This is a genomic window from Chitinophaga sp. 22620 (genome assembly GCF_052044405.1).
In the GTDB taxonomy this organism is placed as follows: domain Bacteria; phylum Bacteroidota; class Bacteroidia; order Chitinophagales; family Chitinophagaceae; genus Chitinophaga.
In genome coordinates, this window is sequence record NZ_JBQEMV010000005.1 from 232,795 (window position 1) to 252,325 (window position 19,531).

Genomic DNA, 19,531 nt, shown 5'->3' on the forward strand with positions numbered 1-19,531 from the left:
AATTGTAACAACCAAAAACTGCTTAAAGGTATGCAAAAAACTGCATGCGCGCCTGAGCTTTTTCCGGTAGCAACGGGCTACTCGCCGGAACCATGGCGCCCTATCACCAAGATCTTGCTAATTCTGAGAAAAATTGTTCTTGCGATGAGATCGAACGAAGAGAGATACCATCGCGCCATTGGAAAGAAAATCATGTTGGCGATGAAACTAACCGCGCTGCTCCTCACTATTTTCTTTTTACAGGTACATGCCTCGGGTTCGGCACAGTCTGTGACCATCTCGGGCAAAGACCTTTCCCTTACCCAGGTGTTTGCCGCCATCAAGCAACAGACGGGGTATGTAGTGTTCTATAACCGCAATATGCTCGCGGGAACCAAAACAGTCACGCTGGCGGCGCAGAACATGCCATTGCAGCAATTGCTGGATATCGTGTTCAGCGAACAGCCTGTTGAATATATTATCCAGGATAAAACCATTATCCTTTCCAGAAAAAAGTCATCCGCCCAGGCCGCCCCGCCCGCAGAAATCACTGAAGGGACGCCTGTTAACGGGCGGATCGTAGACCAGGATAACCAGCCGCTCCCGGGAGTGACCATCCGTGTGAAGGGCGGTAATAAAGGTGTGACCGCGGGAATGGGCGGCATGTTCTCACTAAGCCTTAATGAAGGAGATGAGCTGCAGGTAACGGCTATCGGTTATGAAACGGTCACCGTGAAACTGTTGGGTAACGATTTCCATGTGCTGCCTGCGGCCAAAGCAGGCGGTAAGGGCAAACAGGAAGCGCAGAGCATGTTACTGGTATCGCATGTATCGGGCCCGATCATCCGCCTGGGCCGCGCTACGTCTATGCTGGACGAAGTGCAGATCGTGCCCTACGGCGTAACATCCCGGCGGTTTGCCACCGGCAGCATTGCGGGCATAAAAGCAAAGGACATCGAAAGGCAACCGGTGACCACTGTGCTGCAGGCGCTGGAAGGGAGAGTGCCCGGCCTGAACCTTACAGCCCTCACGGGCAATTCCGCCGCTCCCATGAGAGTGGAGATCAGGGGCAGGCGTTCCCTCAACCCGCTGGCGCTCTCCGACCCGCTGTATGTTATCGACGGCGTGCCGCTGAACATACTTGAAGTAAACCCCATCACCAAAAGAGAAGTGTCTGTCGGTTTTGTGCAAAGCGGCTATACCAACACGCCCGGCGAAAACCCCTTACTGTACCTGAACCCCCGCGATATTGAAAGCATAGATGTTCTGAAGGATGCCGACGCAACCGCCATTTATGGGTCCAGGGCCGCGAACGGTGTTATCCTCATCACCACCAAAAAGAATAAGCCCGGCCCCACCCGGTTCTCCGTTTCCATCAGCCGGGGTACCACCTCTGTGCCGCGGTACCTGCCGCTGATGAAAACGCCGGAATATCTTGCCATGCGCCGCGAAGCTTTCCGGAACGACCGCGTGGAACCGACTGTCTATAACGCGCAGGACCTGATGTTGTGGGACTCCACACGTTATACCGACTGGCAGCGTGAGCTGATCGGCACAGGTAACCAGCTTACCATAGACGCAAGGTTGTCAGGCGGTCTTGTGCAAACGGCCTATACCATTGGCGTCAGTCATCATTCGCAGACGGAGCTGCAGAACAACGACGGGAAAACCAAACGCAGCTCGTTTTTTGTAAGCCTGAGTCATACGAGCCTCAACCAGAAATTGAATGTGACGGTGGTGAGCCGCCTTTCAGCCACAGATGTGGAAGCATATTCCATTCAGAACATCACCGGTATTCCGCCGAATGCCCCTGCTATCTATGCGGAGCCCGGCGAATTCAACTTTGCGCCCTGGCGCGGACAGTTTAGCAGCCTATTCCCTTTCTCCGGCCTTAAAAGACCCAGCGAAAGCAAAACGCATGCGCTGACCAACAGCCTCAGCATCCGTTATGAGCTGCTCCGGGGATTGACCCTTAATGCTACCGGGGGATATAATTACGGCCAGAATGATAATGCGAACTACTCACCCGCCGCCTCCTACGACGCTGCTTACTTTGCAATGGCCTCCGCTATTTTCGGGAATTCCTCCAGGAGCACCTGGACCGCTGAGCCCAGGCTGGAATACAACACCCACATCTGGAAAGGTGATCTGACCGTGCAGGTGGGCGGGAATATACAGGAAGTGCTCACGAAAGGAAACACAGCGGTGGCCCAGGGTTTTCCGAACGACAACCTTATCAGGAGCGTCAACAACGCCGGCTTCGTTACGAATATCGACGCGATGGGCGAGTACAGGTATGCGGCCCTTTTCGGTATCCTCAATTACCGCTGGGATAATAAGTATGTGCTGAACCTGAACGCACGGCGCGACGGATCATCCCGGTTCGGGCCGGGTAAGCAGTTCGGTAATTTTGGATCCGTAGGCCTGGCTTGGATCGCATCCGAAGAAAAATGGATCAGGAAGAACCTGCCCGCCTGGATCAGCTTTGTAAAGTTCAAGACCAGTTATGGCATCACCGGCAGGGACGGCATTGGCGATTATGAATATCTCTCCCGCTGGTCCAGCGCATATACCCTTGGAAGTACCTTCGACAAACTCTCCGAATATAACGGCATACCGGCATTTCATATCGTACGCCCGCTGAACCAGCAGTTCCAGTGGGAAGCCACAAAAAAATTCGACGCCGGACTGCAGCTTGAGCTCTTTGGCAATAAGGTAAACCTGGAAGCAGGTTACTACCGCGAACGGAGCGGCAACCAGCTGACATCCGTTCCCACACCCGCATACACCGGTTTTACCAGCGTTACCGCCAACTGGGGTGCCGTGATCCAGAACTCCGGCCTGGAAGCATCTTTAATGGCAACAGTGCTGCAAACAAAAGACTGGATGGTAAGAACAACCTTCAATATCTCCATGAACAGGAACGTGCTCGCAGGTTACCCGGGACTTGAATATTCCCCGTACGCATATAACTATATCATCGGCAAATCCCTCCAGACAAAATATCTGCTGCATTATACCGGTGTAGACCCGCTTACCGGCGACTACACTTTTGAAGACCATAATAAGGACGGCAAGCTTCACATGGATAATACCGGCGTTCCCCGTAATGCCTGGGACGACCGCTACATCGAGGTGGACCTTAACCCGCGGTATACGGGCGGTTTCAGCACAGATGTAAGTTATAAGGGCCTCTGGTTATCGGCCAACTTCATATACAAAAGGCAGATGGGGGAAGATCCGTTCATTACGCTGGAACTGGGGAGGATGAACAATGGCCTGCTCCCGGCAGAGGTGGCGCAGGATCACTGGAAAAACCCGGGCGATAACGCGCGTTATCCCAGGTATTCGGTGAATGGCAACTTGACACGGGGACATATGGCTGAGTCCGACGGCGGCATTACAGACGCTTCTTACGTGAAGCTGAGCACGCTTACACTTTCCTATGACCTTCCCGGCAGGATATTGCAGAAGATCAGGATGCAGAACTGCCGCCTTTCCGTGCAAACGCAAAACCTGTTTACGATCACTTCCTTCAAAGGTATCGACCCCGAGGTCCGGAACCACAACCTGGCTACGCCGATCCCGCGGATCATTACCACCAACCTGTCGTTTAATTTTTAAAACCGGTTTTATGACTGCTGAAAAAATCATCCGCCTTTTTATATACACCGCATTTCCGGCGCTGCTGCTGGCTGGGTGTAAAAAATGGATCGAGATAGATCCGCCCATAGACACGATCACCACCGGGGAAATGTTCTCCTCCAACAAGGAAGCCGAATGGGCAATGGCCGCTGTATACAGCAAGCTTATCAACGGGATGGAGACCGTAAGCATTTCCAACGCCGCGGAAAGTAATTTCGGTTCAGGCCTCCCCACCATACTGGGCGGCGTATCTGCAGATGAATTTGCGCCAAGCCCCACACTGCTTTCCGGCGACTACCTGCGCCTGTCTTCCAACAGCCTGACGGTAAAGACCAGCGGCATCACCATCCAGCTCTGGACTACCGCGTACAAAACCATTTTTGATGCCAACGGGGTAATTGAGGGAATTGAAGGATCGGATTCTCACCAGCTGACGGACAGCGTCCGGAAACAACTGACGGGCGAAGCGCTGGCGCTCAGGGCATTTGCCTATTTCTATCTCGTCAATTTCTTTGGCGACCTGCCGCTGGTGCTGACAGTGGATTTCAACCAGACAGCGGGGCTTTCCCGCGCTCCCGCCGGCAGGATATACGAACAGATCGCTGCCGATCTCAGGCTTGCAAAAACGTTGCTGTCCGCCGATTTCGCCGTGGGAAAGGGAGAGCGGGTGCGTGTTAATAAATGGTTCGCGGAAGCGTTGCTGGCGCGTGTAAGCCTTTACACCGGCGACTTTCAGCAGGCGGCAGCCAGCGCCACGGCTGTGATCAGCGAAACCGGCTTGTTCGGGCTCGAGGGAGATGTGGCGAACGTGTTCCTGAAGAACAGCCGGGAAGCCATTCTCCAGTTCAAACAGACCCATACCAACGAAGGATTAAAAAATGCCACGCCGGAAGGAATGTCATTTAATCCCTGGCAAACCGGTATTCCGCCGAGATTCCACATCAACAGTGCCCTGCTGGATATGTTCGAAGAAACGGATAAACGCAAAACCTCCTGGATCGCCCACATGGCGGGCATTTTTTATCCCTGCAAATACAAAACAGGCAATTACAATGCCGTATACATGGGTGAGCAGACGGAATATTATACTGTGATGCGGCTGGCGGAAATGTACCTCGTGCGCGCGGAAGCAAGCGTACGCCTGTCAGGCGCCAATACTGCAAATGCCATAAAAGACCTGAATGAGGTCAGGAGAAGGGCCGGCGCCGGCGAGCTCCCCGAAACGCTTACCGCGCAGCAGGTGACGGACGCCGTGGCCAAAGAAAGGCAGCTGGAGCTGTTCGCCGAATGGGGGCACCGCTGGCTGGACCTTAAAAGAACGGGCAAGGCCTCATCCGTATTATCCGCCATGCCTCACAAGCAGCCATGGAGAGGAGATTACCAGCTGCTGTATCCCATCCCGGAAGAAGAGATCAGGAATAACAACAACCTCGTTCAAAACCCGCAATATAATAATCAGTAAACCTGGCCTGCCGGCTTAAAAAAATATGAACATGATGCGTAAATATTTTGCTGCGCTCGTATTTCTCGCAGCAGCCTCGCTTTCCTGCAAAAAACAAAAGGAGCCCGAAGGCAATCCCGCCGTGCTGCAGGTTTTTAATGCGCTGGAAGACGGCGTTGAGCTGTATGCAAACCTGAGCGGTATACATCCAATACCTTATTCAAATGCGTTGCTCATCACCAACAAACGGTCCGCCAGGATGACCCTTCCAGGGAACATCCAGCCGCTGGCCTTTTACGGCGGTAAGGACACCCTGCCGGAGAACAGGCCCGCCTGGAGCCGCGAGCTTCAGCTGGAAAGCGGCAAGCTGTATTCCCTTTTTCTTTTCGGGGAACAGGCAAAGCCAGGCCACCTTTTGGTAGAAAACAAGTATCCCCCTTTCAGAACGGACGACAGCGTAACCAATGTGCGTTTTGCCAATATGAGCAACGGCCAGCCGGTAAGCGTCAACCTGAAAGGAAATCCTCCCGGCTCCCTGCTGGGCAGCCTGCCGTTCAAAGAAGTATCCGCCTTTACCGCGCTGAAGGCGGACAAATCGGTCAGCCAGTACGAATTCGAGTTCCGCGATGCTGCTACCGGCGCGCTGCTGGGCACTTTCCTGGCACCTTCTGTGAATGATTATTCACTGGGGCCGAACATTTACCTGAACATGTCGTGGATGCTGGTACTGGTAGGGAAACCAGGCGGCACGGGAGTGAATGAACTGAGTATTTCAAAAGTGGATAACAGATAGAACGGATAAATATGACAAAAACAATTCTGAAAGTAGAAAACCTGTCGCACAGGTACACCAGCTCCTGGGCTATCCGGGATATCAACTTCGAGATCAGCAGGCACGGCATTGTAGGCCTGCTGGGGTCTAACGGCGCAGGTAAATCGACCACGATGAATATCATCTGCGGCGTGCTGAGCCAGACGGAAGGAGAAGTATACGTCAACGGGATCAATAAAAATACCGACCGCCTGGGAGCGAAAAGGCAGCTGGGCTTCCTTCCGCAAACACCGCCTTTGTACCCGGACTTCACCGTGCGCGAATTCCTGAGCTACGCGGCGGAGCTGCGCTTTGTTGACAAAATGAAGGTGAAATCGGCCGTTGACGCAACAATGGACAAATGCAACATCGCGCATTTCAGCTCCCGGCTGATCCGTAACCTCTCCGGCGGCTACAGGCAGCGTGTGGGCATTGCCCAGGCGATCATCCATAACCCGGAGATCGTGATCATGGATGAGCCTACCAACGGCCTGGACCCCAACCAGATCATCGAGGCCCGCAAGCTGATCAAAGACATTGCCACGGAGCATACCGTGCTGCTGTCTTCACACGTGCTCTCCGAGATCAACCTCCTTTGCCGGGAGGTAATTATGATCGAAGGTGGAAGGATCGTTTTTTCCGATACCATGGAAGCCTTTAATAACTACCTGAAGCCGCAGTCACTGCTGGCAAGAATGGAAAATATGCCGCCTGAAGCCGAGCTGCTGAAAATACAGGACGTTAACCGCGTACAATACCTCTCCGACCGCCAATGCCGGATCTATTTCACAGGGAACACAGAGATCACCGAGCGCCTTATTGCCGCCAGTATGCAGCAGAACTGGCGCCTGCAGGAGATCCAGCTGGAAAAATCGCTGCTTGATGATGTGTTCAAACAATTGTCTATTCAATCCAAACGAGCCAATTAATTATGGGAATTATATTAAAAATTGCGAAAGCGGAGCTCCGCAGCCTTTTCTATTCACCGATCGCCTGGTTTCTGACCGTAGTGTTCTTCGTAGTGTGCGGCATCCAGTTTGTAAACCCCATCGTCATATTTTCCCGCATCCAGGACGTGATGCAGCAAAGTGATCCGAAGTGGCTAGGTTTCGACGACATTTCCGGCTTGTCTTTCAACATGTTTGGCGGCACGTATAACAAGGTGGTGGAAAACCTGTACCTGTTCCTGCCGTTGCTCACGATGGGCGTTATCAACAGGGAGATACAGTCCGGGTCCATCAAGATGTTATATTCATCGCCGCTCCGCACGCGGGAGATTGTGCTCGGGAAATACCTGGGACTCATGGGATTCAATATGGTATTGCTTATCAGCCTTGCACTGCTGCTGGTAACGGGATGGTTCAGCATTGTTAATGCTGATTACAAAGTGTTCCTGTCGGCTTTGCTGGCCATCTTCCTGCTGTCCAATACCTATGCCGCCATCGGCCTCTTTTTGTCCAGCCTCACCAGTTACCAGATACTGGCCGGCGTATTGACCTTCGCGGTATTCTTCGCGCTGAAAGCCGTGCAGTGGTTGTGGCAGGACTATGACTTTTTCCGCGACCTTACCTGGTTCCTGTCTATTGCGAACCGGACGGAGCAAATGCTGAGCGGTATGATCACCACCCGCGACCTGGCGTACTTCGTGCTGATCATTGCGATGTTCCTCAGCTTCGCCTGCATCAAGCTGAAAAGCACGCAGGAGTCCCGGCCCTGGCGCGTATCGTTCCTGCGTTACACCGGCGTTTTTATGCTGGTGCTCGCGATCGGATATTTTACCTCAAGGCCCGGTTATGTAGGTTACCTGGACGTGACCGCACGCCAGATGAATACCCTGCATCCCGCCACGCAGGCCGTGATAAAGGAATTAGACGGCTCACCGCTGAAGGTGACCCTGTACACGAACCTGCTGGGCAAGAATTCAAGGTCCGGCTTCCCCAATATGCGCAACCAGTATGTCTGGCATTTCTGGGAATCGATAAGGAGGTTCTATCCCAATATCGATCTACAGTACGAATACTATTATGATTTCAAAGATGGAGACAGCTCCGCGATCAAAGGCCTCAACGCAAAGGATATTCACGAGGTAGCCGAAAAGGTGGCCGAGATACTCGATGCGCGCCTGTCGATATTCAAACGGCCCGAAGAGATCCGCAAGGAGATCGACCTGAGCAAAGAAGAATACGGCCTGGTGATGTTGCTGGAATACAAAGGGAAACGCACTTTCCTGCGTACCTACCAGGACGACAGGGTATGGCCCGACCAGAACCATATCTCCGGCTCTATCAGGCGGCTGGCCAGGGACACCGTTCCCGCCATGCTGTTCACCACCGGCCACTACGAAAGGAGCCCCTATAAATTCGGCGAACGGGATTATGGTTCACATACCCGGAACATCAGCAACCGCGGCGCCCTGGTCAATAAAGGAGTGGATGCAGACACCGTTTCTCTTTTGCGTTCGGACATTCCTGACAGCACGGATATATTGGTGGTGGCCGATCCCAGGTCCGCCCTCGATACCGTTGAACAACGGAAGATCGTGGCTTACCTCGAAAGCGGAAAAGATGCGATCCTTTATGCAGAAGCAGGCAAGCAGCAGATGTTGAATCCCATCCTGCAGGCGATAGGTGTTAAGGCGGATAATGGGATCATCGTTACCGATAACCTGCACGATCAACCGCATTACCTGGCAGGCACCATGCTGCATAACACCCACTACATGGCGGCCGAGCCTTATATGTTCGATTACCAGGTGTACCAGAAAGCGCCGGGGATCGTAAGCCATGTAGGGGCGGCTAACCTGAGCTACAGGGAAACGAACGGGTTCAGGATCGAGCCGGTCTTCAAGTTCAAGGGCAATCGTAAAACCTGGATGGAGAACGGCGTGTTCGTGGCGGATTCCGCAGCGCCCATATTCTCAAAAGTGGAAGGCGACGTGAAAAAGAATGAATATGTGACCGCGGTCAGGCTTGTCCGCAAGATCAACAACCGCGAGCAGCGCATCATCGTTACCGGCGACGGGGACTTTATGACCACGCTGCGCCAGGAAGGAGGCAGCTTTGGCAGCGGCGGGTACAGCTGGCTGCTTGATAACGAATATCCCGTTTATCATAACACACCCAAGCCCAAAGACACATTCCTGCGCATCGGCAAACGCCAGGCAAAAGTATTATGGCTCAGCTACGTTTACATACTGCCGGGCCTGATCCTGCTGGCAGGCACTATTATTCTTACAAGAAGGAAGCGTAAATAAAAATTCGTAGAGATGTTTTTGCAGACGGATGAACAGACAATAGACGATCTCCGGTTGTTCCCCAAACGCGACCAACCGGGCATCATGGATATTTATAACCACACGTATACGCGCGGAGGTGAAGCGCTGATGCAGGAAATGTTCCACCATCCCCTGTGCGACCAGGAGGCTATCGCCGAAAGGGCGGGCATCATCGCCGCATTTACCGCCATGAACGCAAGGTTCCCGTTTGAAGGGGCTGTGCTGGACATGGTGGAAAAATACCTGCTGCACGGCGAAGAGGAAGCGGACGGGCACAAGCATGCACCGGGCGAAAAGGAAATCGCCGGCGGCGTTTCCGCCGTTATCGAGCTGTTGCATAAGGTCAGGGACTTTGTAACGGGCGAGGGGCTGCCCCGCATACCCCAGCTGGAAAAGGAGCGGAAGAAAATTACCGACCTGCTGCGGCATCCGGCGCTTGCGCCCGTGTTCCAGGACCAGCCCAGGAACAAGCTGTCTTTCGCGGCGGTGACCGCTTACGACGTGCTCATCCGCGCACGGGAAAAAGACAAGGTGCTGGCGGTTTTACAGTTCATTTACCAGGTAGACGTGTTCATATCGGTGGCGCATGTGGCCACGAAGCGGCAGTTTGTATTCCCTGTTGCGCTTCCCCGCGAATCCGGCAGGCTTAGGATTGAAGGCGTGTACCACCCCGAGCTGAAGCAGCCCGTTCCCAACAGCCTGACCATGGACCGGGATAAGAATGTGCTGTTCCTGACCGGTGCCAATATGGCCGGGAAAAGCACGTTCCTGCGTTCTTTCAGCACAGCGGTGTATATCGCGCACATGGGATTCCCGGTGGCGGCTTCCTATATGGAGTTCCCGGTACTGGACGGTATTTACACCACCATCAACCTGCCGGACAACCTGGGTATCGGCGCCAGCCATTTCTATGCGGAAGTATTGCGCGTTAAAAAGATCGCCACCACACTGAACGACGGGAAAGCCCTGTTCGTACTGTTCGACGAGCTATTCCGCGGCACCAACGTGAAGGACGCGCACGAAGGAACGGTGGCGATCACCCATGCCTTCGCCGATAACCGGGACAGCATGTTCATCATTTCTTCCCACATCGTGGAAGCCGGCGATGCCCTCAGGCAGAAACCCAATATCGGGTTCTGCTACCTGCCCACCCGCATGAACGGCAATGTGCCCGAGTATACCTACAAGCTGGAAGAGGGCATTACAGACGACCGGCACGGTATGATCATCATCCGGAACGAAGGCATCCTGGAGACACTGAAAAACGGCAAAAAGGATTAGAGATATGGATTTTATTATAGACAAACAATCGCTGGACGAGCTGAACCTGACGGGTAAATTCCGCCAGGGCTCTGTATACCAGCTGTTCAACCGTGTGAGAACGCGGGGAGGGGAGCAGCTGCTGGACGTCCTGTTCAAAAAGCCGCTGATTGAGCCCGGTGCGATCAACGAACGCACGGCCGTATTCCGGTTTTTCCGGGAGGCCAGGCTGGATTTTCCTTTCGATACGCAACAGGTGTCTATCATGCGCGAATATATCGATGCGGGGAACCAGCAGGGCATGCTTGCCACCCTCGGCGCCGTGCTCACGCGGAAGCTGCTTTCCGTACTCACGCACGACGACCGTTTCAAGCTGCTGATACAGGGATTGCAGGCCACGATCATGACCATGAAACGATGCTACGCTTTCGCGGAAACGCTGTCTGCATCTGCCGGGCCTTTCCGCGAAAGGGCGCTGGAAATAACAAGGATACTGGCGCATCCGCAATTGCGGGAGCTGCTGGAAGTGGATATTTACCACGCCATGTCCATCCGGGAAACCGCGCGCTTCGACCATCTCGTGCGCAACCGTCTGAACCCTGAGCTGCAGGAGATGCTGCGTTTCATTTCGGAATGCGATGTGAACATGGCCGTGGCCGAGGTGGCCAACCTGCGGGGATTCACTTTTGCCCGCGCGCTGCCTGCGGTGGCCAATATGCTGGATGCGAAAGACCTCCGGCATCCCTGCCTGGAGGCAGCAGTGGGCAACGATCTGCGCCTGGAAGCCGGCAGCAATGTGGTATTCCTGACCGGGGCGAATATGGCGGGGAAAAGCACCTGGATGAAGTCCATCGGCATCGGCATGTACCTCGCGCATATCGGCTTCCCCGTGGCGGCGGCAGAAATGACGTTCTCCGTGAGGGAAGGCATCTTTTCCAGCATCAACGTAGCAGATAATATCAGCCTGGGTTACAGTCATTTTTATGCGGAAGTGGTGCGCGTGAAAGATGCCGCTGATGCTACCGCTACAGGCAGGCACCTGCTGCTCATGTTCGACGAGCTTTTTAAAGGCACCAACGTAAAAGACGCTTATGACGGTACACTGGCCGTGACAGAGGCTTTTGCCGAATACCGCAACTGCCTGTTCATTGTATCCACCCACATCATCGAAGTAGGGGAGGCCCTGAAAGGATACAGCAATATCCAGTTCACTTACATGCCGACCGTGATGGAGGGCATGATGCCGAAATACACTTACAAACTGGAAAAAGGAATTACTGAAGACCGGCAGGGTATGATGATCATCCGGAACGAAGGAATACTGGAGCTGATCAGGTCCCGCCGCCAGGAAAACACCCACATCAAATAAAATTAAAATGAAACTCAGACTCAAGACTGGCATCGCTGCCATCCTGCTATCATCAGGACTTACGGCGGCGGCGCAGGACCATGCTTTTACCGGCTTTACCAAAGAAGACCTGGTTGCGGACTTCAGGCTCGCCATGGACATCCTGAAAGCGCAGCATCCGCATCCTTATAAATTTATCGATTCCGCCACCTACACCCGGAAGGTGGACTCGCTCCTGAAACTTATGTCGGGAGCCGCCGATGTGGCGGGATGCAGCCGCTATTCACCCATACAGCTGGTCCGCGACGTGCATACGAGCATCGCTTATTCAGATGACAATGGCCGTGAGCTGTACAGCAGGATCAATTTCCTGCCTTTCCCGGTGATCGTGGAGCGGGGGAAGATGCTGGTGAATATCAAGGGAGAAACGATACCGTTCGGGGCGGAGATCGTCAGCATCAACCAGATGCCGGTGAACGAAATGCTCGATGCAATTGCCAGCTCCGTTTACAGCGACGGCAACATCCAGACGGGTATCGACAGGGTGTATGCGGACTTCCCCCTGCGCTTCAGCATGCTGAACGCAACACGCAAAACCTTCGATGTAGCCTATCGTTTACCCGGCAACAACAGCATACGCAATATAACGCTTCCGTACGCCACGCCGCAAAAGGCGTTTCAGTCCAAATCCCAGGCCGTACTGCCCTGCAACCTGCTTCAGCGGAGCTATTTCATCTACAGGGATTATGATAATGCCAGCGGAACCGGCATCCTTACCGTGAATTCGTTCAACCTGCAGGAGCCTTACGCCTACAAGGAATTCAGTGAATTCTTCAAGGAAGTGAACAAGCGCCGCTATAAGCATGTGATCATAGATATCCGTAACAACGGCGGCGGCAACCCGGCTATATCCGCCTTGTTGTATTCATTCCTGTCTGCCAAACCGTTCCGCAACGAATACAACTACCGGACCAAGACCACACAGATCGCCTATTCCGAATACGCCATTGATGACTACGGCAGGAAGCTGTCGGAGAACGACATCAACAACACCGTCAATTTTCTTTACCAGCGTTTTGATAAAGACAGCGCTACGGGATTTTATGTCGGCAATGCCCGTTTAAAAGAAGGGCAGCTGGAGAATTTTCCTCCGGACAAAAACGCCTTTAGCGGCGATGTGTACGTGCTTACCGGTGGCGGCACTGTGTCCGCGGCTACCTATTTCGCCTCGCTGGTGCAGAAGAACAAACGCGGCACGATCATCGGGAAAGAGACGGGCAGCGGGGAGCAGGCCACCACGGCGGCGTGGTTCCTGAAGTACATGCTGCCCAAAACGAAGTCGGTATTGACGGTTCCCATGTCTGAGCTATATTTCTTTAATGCGACAACAGACAGCGGGAGGGGCGTGATACCGGATAAGGAAGTGCCGCTGCCGCAGTTCATTTCGTTCGCGCGTGAGGGCCAGGACCCGGAGCTGAGCTATGCGCTGGAAGTGATCAAAAAAGGAGACGCAAAATAACGGCGGTATGAAACAGGCAGTTGTCGAAATCGCGTCTATATTTCTCCTCGCTGTTTGCCGGTATTTTGTTATTGCAGGCGCCGCCTTCCTGATCGTTTATAAATGGTTGTCGGCAAGGATGACCAGCTCCAGGATCCAGGCGAGGGCTGTTGCCGCTGCCGGCATATGGCAGGAGATCCGGCATTCGCTGGTGTCCACGCTTATGCTGGCGGTTACAGCGTACGTTGTGATCTCGGGGCCATTGCGGAGTTATACGCTGATATACGATGATGTGCGTGCGTACCCGTTGTGGTGGATACCTGTCAGCCTGGGATTATCGCTGGTTATTCACGACACCTATTTTTACTGGATGCACAGGCTGATACATCATGAACGCATCTTCCGGTATGTGCACCTGGTGCACCACCGTAGCGTGAATCCCTCGCCCTGGGCCTCCTATTCCTTCCATGCGGTGGAAGCCCTGCTGGAAGGGGCCGTCATCATTGTGCTGGCACTGGTGCTGCCGCTCCACCCCGGCACGATCCTGGCTTTTACGCTGGTTTCTTTCCTGATCAATGTTTACGGCCACCTGGGGTACGAGATCATGCCCCGGTGGTTCCGGCATTCGGTCTGGTTCGGGATCATCAATACTTCCTGCCATCATAACCTGCACCACCGGAGGTTCAAAGGGAATTACGGGCTGTACTTCCGGTGGTGGGACCGGCTCATGAAAACCGAGCACCCGGATTATGTAAAGGAATACGACCGGGTGCAGGAGCGGAGATTCGGAAAATAGCCCCGCCAACCATAAAAAAGGGATTGCCTGTATTGGGCAATCCTTTTGATTTTTGGGCCCTGCGATCAGATGGCCTATCCTCCTTCTTCCCCCGGGTTTTGAAAATCTCCCACATTTTCGCCACTTTCGCATCTAAACCAGCAACACTTACTGCATACATGAAGGATGAGCAACTCATATGGGATACCTTCCGGTTCGGGGACGAATCCTCCTTCAAAATGCTCTTTGAACAATACTACACTCCTCTATTTAATTACGGCCACAAATTTTCCGCAGACGATCACCTCATCCAGGACGCGCTTCAGGAGCTGTTTACCAAGCTCTGGAAGAACCGGGAAAACATCCGGGAAACCGGATCTGTCAGGAACTATCTCTATAAATCGTTCCGTCGGGTGCTGCTTCGCATGCTGGAAGTGCAGCATCAGAAATATGAATTCTCGCCCCTGGTGGAAATGACCCATTCCGCTACGGAGTTCGGTTACGACGAAACCATCATCAGTCGGGAACGCCTGGAAGCCATACGTTCCAACCTTGCCCGCGCGCTGGAGAAAATGACGCCGCGGCAAAGGGAGATCATCCACCTGCGATATTATGCGGAATTGGAATATGAGGAGATCGCTGTCATCATGCAGCTGTCTCCGTCCAGCACTTACAAACTATTATACAAGGCCATCGATACGCTCAGGCAGCACCTGAGCCGGAAAGACCTGTTTATCCTCTACTCCTTACTGTCCTTGAAAAATATCTATTAAAAGCTTGTGGGAAGGGTCGTTATTAGATAATATTCAATAATCCGGCCTGAAAATAAAATTGTTGACTTTTTGTTCCCGGAAGGGGATAAAAAAGCAAAACATCGTGTGATAATATAAACCATGGATCAGCACAGGGACTACAGCAAATTTACTACAACAGATTTCTTTACAGATGATCTGTTTGTCAGGCATGTACTGTCGGGAGACGATGCGTCTTCCGCCTACTGGCAGGCTGTAGCCCGGCAGCATCCGCAGCAGGCGGAAGCAATGGAAGAAGCGCGGCTGTGGATATGGGCGCTGAATAAGCAGGCGCCTTACCGGCCGAAAGTACCGGCATCGGATGTATGGGCCGTGATCGAAGCCAATATCGCCGCGCACGGGCGCCGGAAGCAGTACTACCGGCCGTTGCGAATTGCCGCCCGGTGGGCGGGCGCTGTGGCGGCCAGCCTGCTATTGATGATCGCCATCCGCGAATTTACCGCGCAGGGGAAAAAGACCTATGCCACAGACTTTGGCAAGCGTGAGCAGATCGTGCTGCCGGATGAATCCGTTGTTACGCTGAACGCCAACTCCAGCATACATTACGACCGGACGTGGCTGACCGATAAACCGAGGGAAATATGGCTGACCGGGGAAGCCTATTTCGAAGTAAAACATGTAGCCGTCCGCAACCGGCTGCAGCAATCGGATTCCTTTCATGTGCATGTAGGAGGGCTCGAACTTACCGTACTCGGCACCCGGTTCAATATTAAAAACCGCCGCCGGCATACAGAAATATCGCTGCTGGAAGGCAGCCTGCGGATCGTGAGAACGGGCACGGGCGCATTTGTAAAGATCATCAAACCGGGTGAGGCTTTCGTGTGGGACAGCACACAGCTCCGCCTGCGGGAAATGGAACGGAAACCGGCCGCCAGCAAGTCGTGGACGCATGACGAACTGGACCTGGACGGCTATTCGCTCCGCGAAATCCTCAACGTGCTGCAGGATACCTATGGATACAGCATCACCCTGCAGGCGCCGGAACTGGCGGAAAAACGATTGACGGGCACTATTCCGGCACAGAATGCCGAAGACATTTTATTCGTGTTGAAAAAAGTATTCGATCTGAAGATCGACCAGGAAAACAAACATTTAACTATCAGCCAAAATTAGACAGATGAGCAAAAAATTGCTAGTGGCCATGTGTTTCCTTTGGGTTACGCTGCCGATCAGCCTGTATGCGCAACAACAGGTGCCGCTTAAGAAAGCGCTGGACGAAGTAAAGGCCGTGTATGGCACCAAGTTCTCTTACGAAGAACATTTACTGGACAATGTCTACGTACCAAAAAAAGCACTCAACAAAAAGGAGCCGGTGGAAAGCGTGCTGAAAGACCTCTTGTACAGCAAGGGTTTCCTCTTTCTCTACATCCAGGAAAATTATTACACCATCATTAAAGATAACCGCCCCAAATCCCAGCCTGGCGAAGCAGGAGAGGAGCAGCCGCAGGCCCGGGAGTATGTGCAGACCATTTCCGGTCTTGTAACGGATACAGACGGCAAACCGTTGATAGGTGTTACCGTATTGCCCGAAGGTTATGCCATTCACTGGGGCGCAACCACCAGCAGCGATGGCCGCTATACGCTGCACCTGCGGGAAAGGACCAATGCGCTGGTGTTCAGCTTCATTGGTATGGCGCCGCGTAAAGAGGCAGTGGACGGGCGTTCCGTCATCAACGTGAAGCTGGAAACAGACGTCAAGCAGCTGAATGAAGTGACCGTGGTATCCACCGGTTACCAGCAAATACCGAAAGAACGGGCCACGGGCGCAGTGGAGGTCATAGACGCCAAAGCCATCCGCAGCGTTCCCGCCGTGAACATGCTGGAACGCCTCGAAGGCGTAGTGCCGGGCGTGCGCTTTGATGTAAGGAATAACAGGATCAGTATCCGGGGGATGAATACCCTCAGCACATCCGGCGCCAGCACCCCGCTGATCGTGGTAGACGGCTTTCCCGCCGTGGACCAGGACCTGTCTGAGCGCGAGAACGCCGGCGCCTCCATTGGCACCATTTTAAGCCGCTATAATCCCGAAGACATTGAATCGATCACTATCCTGAAAGATGCGGCAGCCACGTCTATCTGGGGCGCCAAAGCCGCCAACGGCGTGATCGTGCTCACTACCAAAAGAGGAAAGAAAAACTCCTCCCAGCTGAATTTCAGCACCAACCTCAGCATTTCCAATCCCTCCAATATGAAGAACCTGAACCGGATGAACAGTGCGCAATACATTGAGCTGGAAAAGGAAATGAAGGACCTGGGGTATTTCACCGATCCGGCCGTGTGGGACAACAGCTGGATGACCTTCAACCAGAACAGGCCTGTGAGCGAGGCGTTGGAATGGATGTTCCGGTCGGACCGCGGGCAGGCTACCGCGAAACAACGGGATTCCGCGCTGGCCGCATTGGGCAGCCAGGATAACCGGGGCCAGGTGAGGGATCTGCTGCTGCAGCGCGCCGTTTCCCAGCAATATAACCTGTCGTTCTCCGGCGGCGGTCAGAACAGCACCTATTATCTTTCCACCAACTACACGAAGGATATACCGGTATTCAGGAGCAATAAAGGCGAAGCCTATTTTGTAACCGCCAACATGAGCAACGAGCTGTTCAATAAAAGAGTGACCGTCAACACCGGCATCAATTATAACTACGCCAACACCAGCTCCAACATGGCCGCGCTGAACGCGATCGGCAACGGCAGGCTGGGGCTGCGTCCGTACGAAATGCTGCAGGATGCGCAAGGCAACACTATCGCCCGCTCCATCGATTTCCGCGATGAAGTGGCGGCGGACTTCCTGGCCAAAGGATACCTGCCCTGGACGTACAGCGCGCTGCAGGAGCTGGATTACGGTTTCGTCAAAACCAAAGAGAATCGCTTCCGTTTTAATGCGGACGTCATTACCAAGCTCACCAGCTGGGCCGATCTGAGCGTGGCCGGTTCCTTGCAGCGTAATACCGGCAGCAGCAATACACTTGGCGAGCTGAACAGCTACGACACGCGCGTGCTGGTGAACACCGGCACCACCGTGGGCTCAAATGGCCGGTTGGTATACGGTGTACCCTACGGCGGCAAATTAACAAGTGAAAACTATAACGAATCGGCCTGGTCGCTGCGCGGACAGCTGAATGTCAATAAATCATGGGGAAGCAGGTACGGCCTGAATGCGGTGGCCGGTACCGAGATCCGCGAGCAGACGGGCGACCGCTACCCGCAGACCCGTTATGGCTTCGACGAGGATACCTATTCCGCCGCCAGTTGGAAACCCAATGATCCTTACATGACCATCTACGGATGGACCAATACCCTGAGCTACAACGACGGCGTCATTACCAAAAGCATCAGCCGCTTCCTGTCTTACTACGGCAATGCGGCCTTCTCCATGCTGAACAGCCGCTATATCGTTTCCGCCAGCATGCGTTTCGACGATTTTAACCTGCTGGGCGCTTCCCGCAGCCAGCGCGCCAAGCCGCTGTGGTCTGCCGGTGTGAAGTGGAACGTGAGCTCGGAAGATTTTATGCGTAGTGTAAGCTGGCTCTCCAACCTGAACGTACGACTCACTTACGGCACCGGCGGTTCCGTGCCCACCAGCGCAAGCAACGCCGCCATCCTGAGCCTGGGCGGTATAGACCCGGTTACGATGGAACCTGTCGGCTCTGTGCAAAGCCCGGCCAATAACCAGGTGAGCTGGGAACTGACCCGCACGGGCAACCTCGGGCTTGATTTTTCATTGCTCAATAGCCGCCTCAACGTGAGCGCGGATGCGTACCGTAAAAAAACAACAGACATCCTGTGGACCTTCCCCATCAATTCAACCTATGGCTGGAGCACGCTGTCGTACAACGCCGCTTCCATGAAAGGCCATGGTTATGAACTGGGCCTCCGCGCAGAGGTGATCCGCGGTGTCAACTTCGGATGGTCATCCACTTTCAATATTTCCTACAACACCAATGAGGTAACGGACGCGCGTTTCAAACGTCCTTCCGGCATACAGCTCATAGCCGGCAACTTCGTGGAAGGCATGCCCCGGGACGCCATGTATGCCTACCGCTGGGCCGGCCTGGACAACAAAGGGCGTTCACAGATATTTGATAAAAACGGTAAGATCGTTACCGCCGATGAGGGCAACAACGTGATCACGGCAGACGATATCGCGTATATGGGCCGCACCACACCGCCGTACTTCGGCGGTTTCTTCAACGATTTCAGGTACCGGGCGTTCACCCTGGGCATACGCATCAGTTATGAAATGGGGCATGTGATCCGCCGTTATTCCATCGAGAACTATCCCACTTTCACCGGCAGCTACTTCGGCCTGATCGGCAGCCAGAAAGACCTGGCCCTGCGCTGGCGCAAACCGGGAGACGAGGCATCGACCAATGTGCCGGGCCTGGCCAACGTAAGCACCAACAACATCAACCGCTATAAATTCTCCGACCTGCTGGTGGAAAGCGGCAGCCACATCAGGCTGCAACAGGTCTCCCTGGGTTACCAGGTGCCTCCGCAGGCATTATCCCGCATAGCGGTAAAGTCCCTGGGCATGAGCGTATCCGCCCGCAACCTGGGTATCATCTGGAAGAAGAACAAAGCCGGCATAGACCCGAGCTATGTGGCTTCCACGAACTATACCAACCTGCCGCCCGCGCCGGCATTTTACCTGAGCCTGAATGCTTCTTTCTAACCGGAAAAAGAATGAC

General features: G+C 53.9%; 12 protein-coding genes. All 12 read left to right on the plus strand.

Features of this window, described 5'->3' with window-relative positions; all coding sequences use genetic code 11:
- Positions 1-201: 201 nt before the first annotated feature.
- Positions 202-3,603, plus strand: coding sequence for a SusC/RagA family TonB-linked outer membrane protein (locus ACTJIK_RS23605; protein WP_440650009.1), 3,402 nt, complete (start codon positions 202-204; stop codon positions 3,601-3,603).
- Between the two features lie 10 nt (positions 3,604-3,613).
- Positions 3,614-5,086: a RagB/SusD family nutrient uptake outer membrane protein gene (locus ACTJIK_RS23610; RefSeq protein WP_440650010.1), complete on the plus strand. Its 1,473-nt coding sequence runs from the start codon at positions 3,614-3,616 to the stop codon at positions 5,084-5,086.
- A gap of 31 nt (positions 5,087-5,117) precedes the next feature.
- Positions 5,118-5,858 (plus strand): hypothetical protein, encoded by a 741-nt coding sequence (locus tag ACTJIK_RS23615; RefSeq protein WP_440650011.1) that lies wholly within the window; start codon positions 5,118-5,120, stop codon positions 5,856-5,858.
- An 11-nt stretch (positions 5,859-5,869) separates the two neighbouring features.
- Entirely contained in the window at positions 5,870-6,805 is a 936-nt protein-coding gene (locus ACTJIK_RS23620) for an ABC transporter ATP-binding protein (RefSeq protein ID WP_440650012.1), read from the plus strand.
- Positions 6,806-6,807: 2 nt separating this feature from the next.
- Positions 6,808-9,129: an ABC transporter permease subunit gene (locus ACTJIK_RS23625; RefSeq protein WP_440650013.1), complete on the plus strand. Its 2,322-nt coding sequence runs from the start codon at positions 6,808-6,810 to the stop codon at positions 9,127-9,129.
- A gap of 12 nt (positions 9,130-9,141) precedes the next feature.
- The gene (locus ACTJIK_RS23630) at positions 9,142-10,431 is read left to right on the plus strand and encodes a MutS-related protein (RefSeq protein WP_440650014.1); all 1,290 of its coding nucleotides are present in this window, start codon (positions 9,142-9,144) and stop codon (positions 10,429-10,431) included.
- A 4-nt stretch (positions 10,432-10,435) separates the two neighbouring features.
- The gene (locus ACTJIK_RS23635) at positions 10,436-11,779 is read left to right on the plus strand and encodes a MutS-related protein (protein ID WP_440650015.1); all 1,344 of its coding nucleotides are present in this window, start codon (positions 10,436-10,438) and stop codon (positions 11,777-11,779) included.
- 7 nt (positions 11,780-11,786) lie between these two features.
- Complete coding sequence (locus ACTJIK_RS23640) at positions 11,787-13,277, plus strand: S41 family peptidase (RefSeq protein ID WP_440650016.1); 1,491 nt, start codon at positions 11,787-11,789, stop codon at positions 13,275-13,277.
- Between the two features lie 7 nt (positions 13,278-13,284).
- The gene (locus ACTJIK_RS23645; protein WP_440650017.1) at positions 13,285-14,052 is read left to right on the plus strand and encodes a sterol desaturase family protein; all 768 of its coding nucleotides are present in this window, start codon (positions 13,285-13,287) and stop codon (positions 14,050-14,052) included.
- A 158-nt stretch (positions 14,053-14,210) separates the two neighbouring features.
- The gene (locus ACTJIK_RS23650; RefSeq protein WP_440650018.1) at positions 14,211-14,804 is read left to right on the plus strand and encodes an RNA polymerase sigma factor; all 594 of its coding nucleotides are present in this window, start codon (positions 14,211-14,213) and stop codon (positions 14,802-14,804) included.
- Between the two features lie 120 nt (positions 14,805-14,924).
- A complete protein-coding gene (locus ACTJIK_RS23655; RefSeq protein WP_440650019.1) occupies positions 14,925-15,956 on the plus strand; it encodes a FecR family protein in 1,032 nt (343 codons plus the stop codon).
- Between the two features lie 4 nt (positions 15,957-15,960).
- On the plus strand, positions 15,961-19,515 hold the full coding sequence (locus ACTJIK_RS23660) for a SusC/RagA family TonB-linked outer membrane protein (protein ID WP_440650020.1): 3,555 nt from the start codon (positions 15,961-15,963) through the stop codon (positions 19,513-19,515).
- Positions 19,516-19,531: the final 16 nt, after the last annotated feature.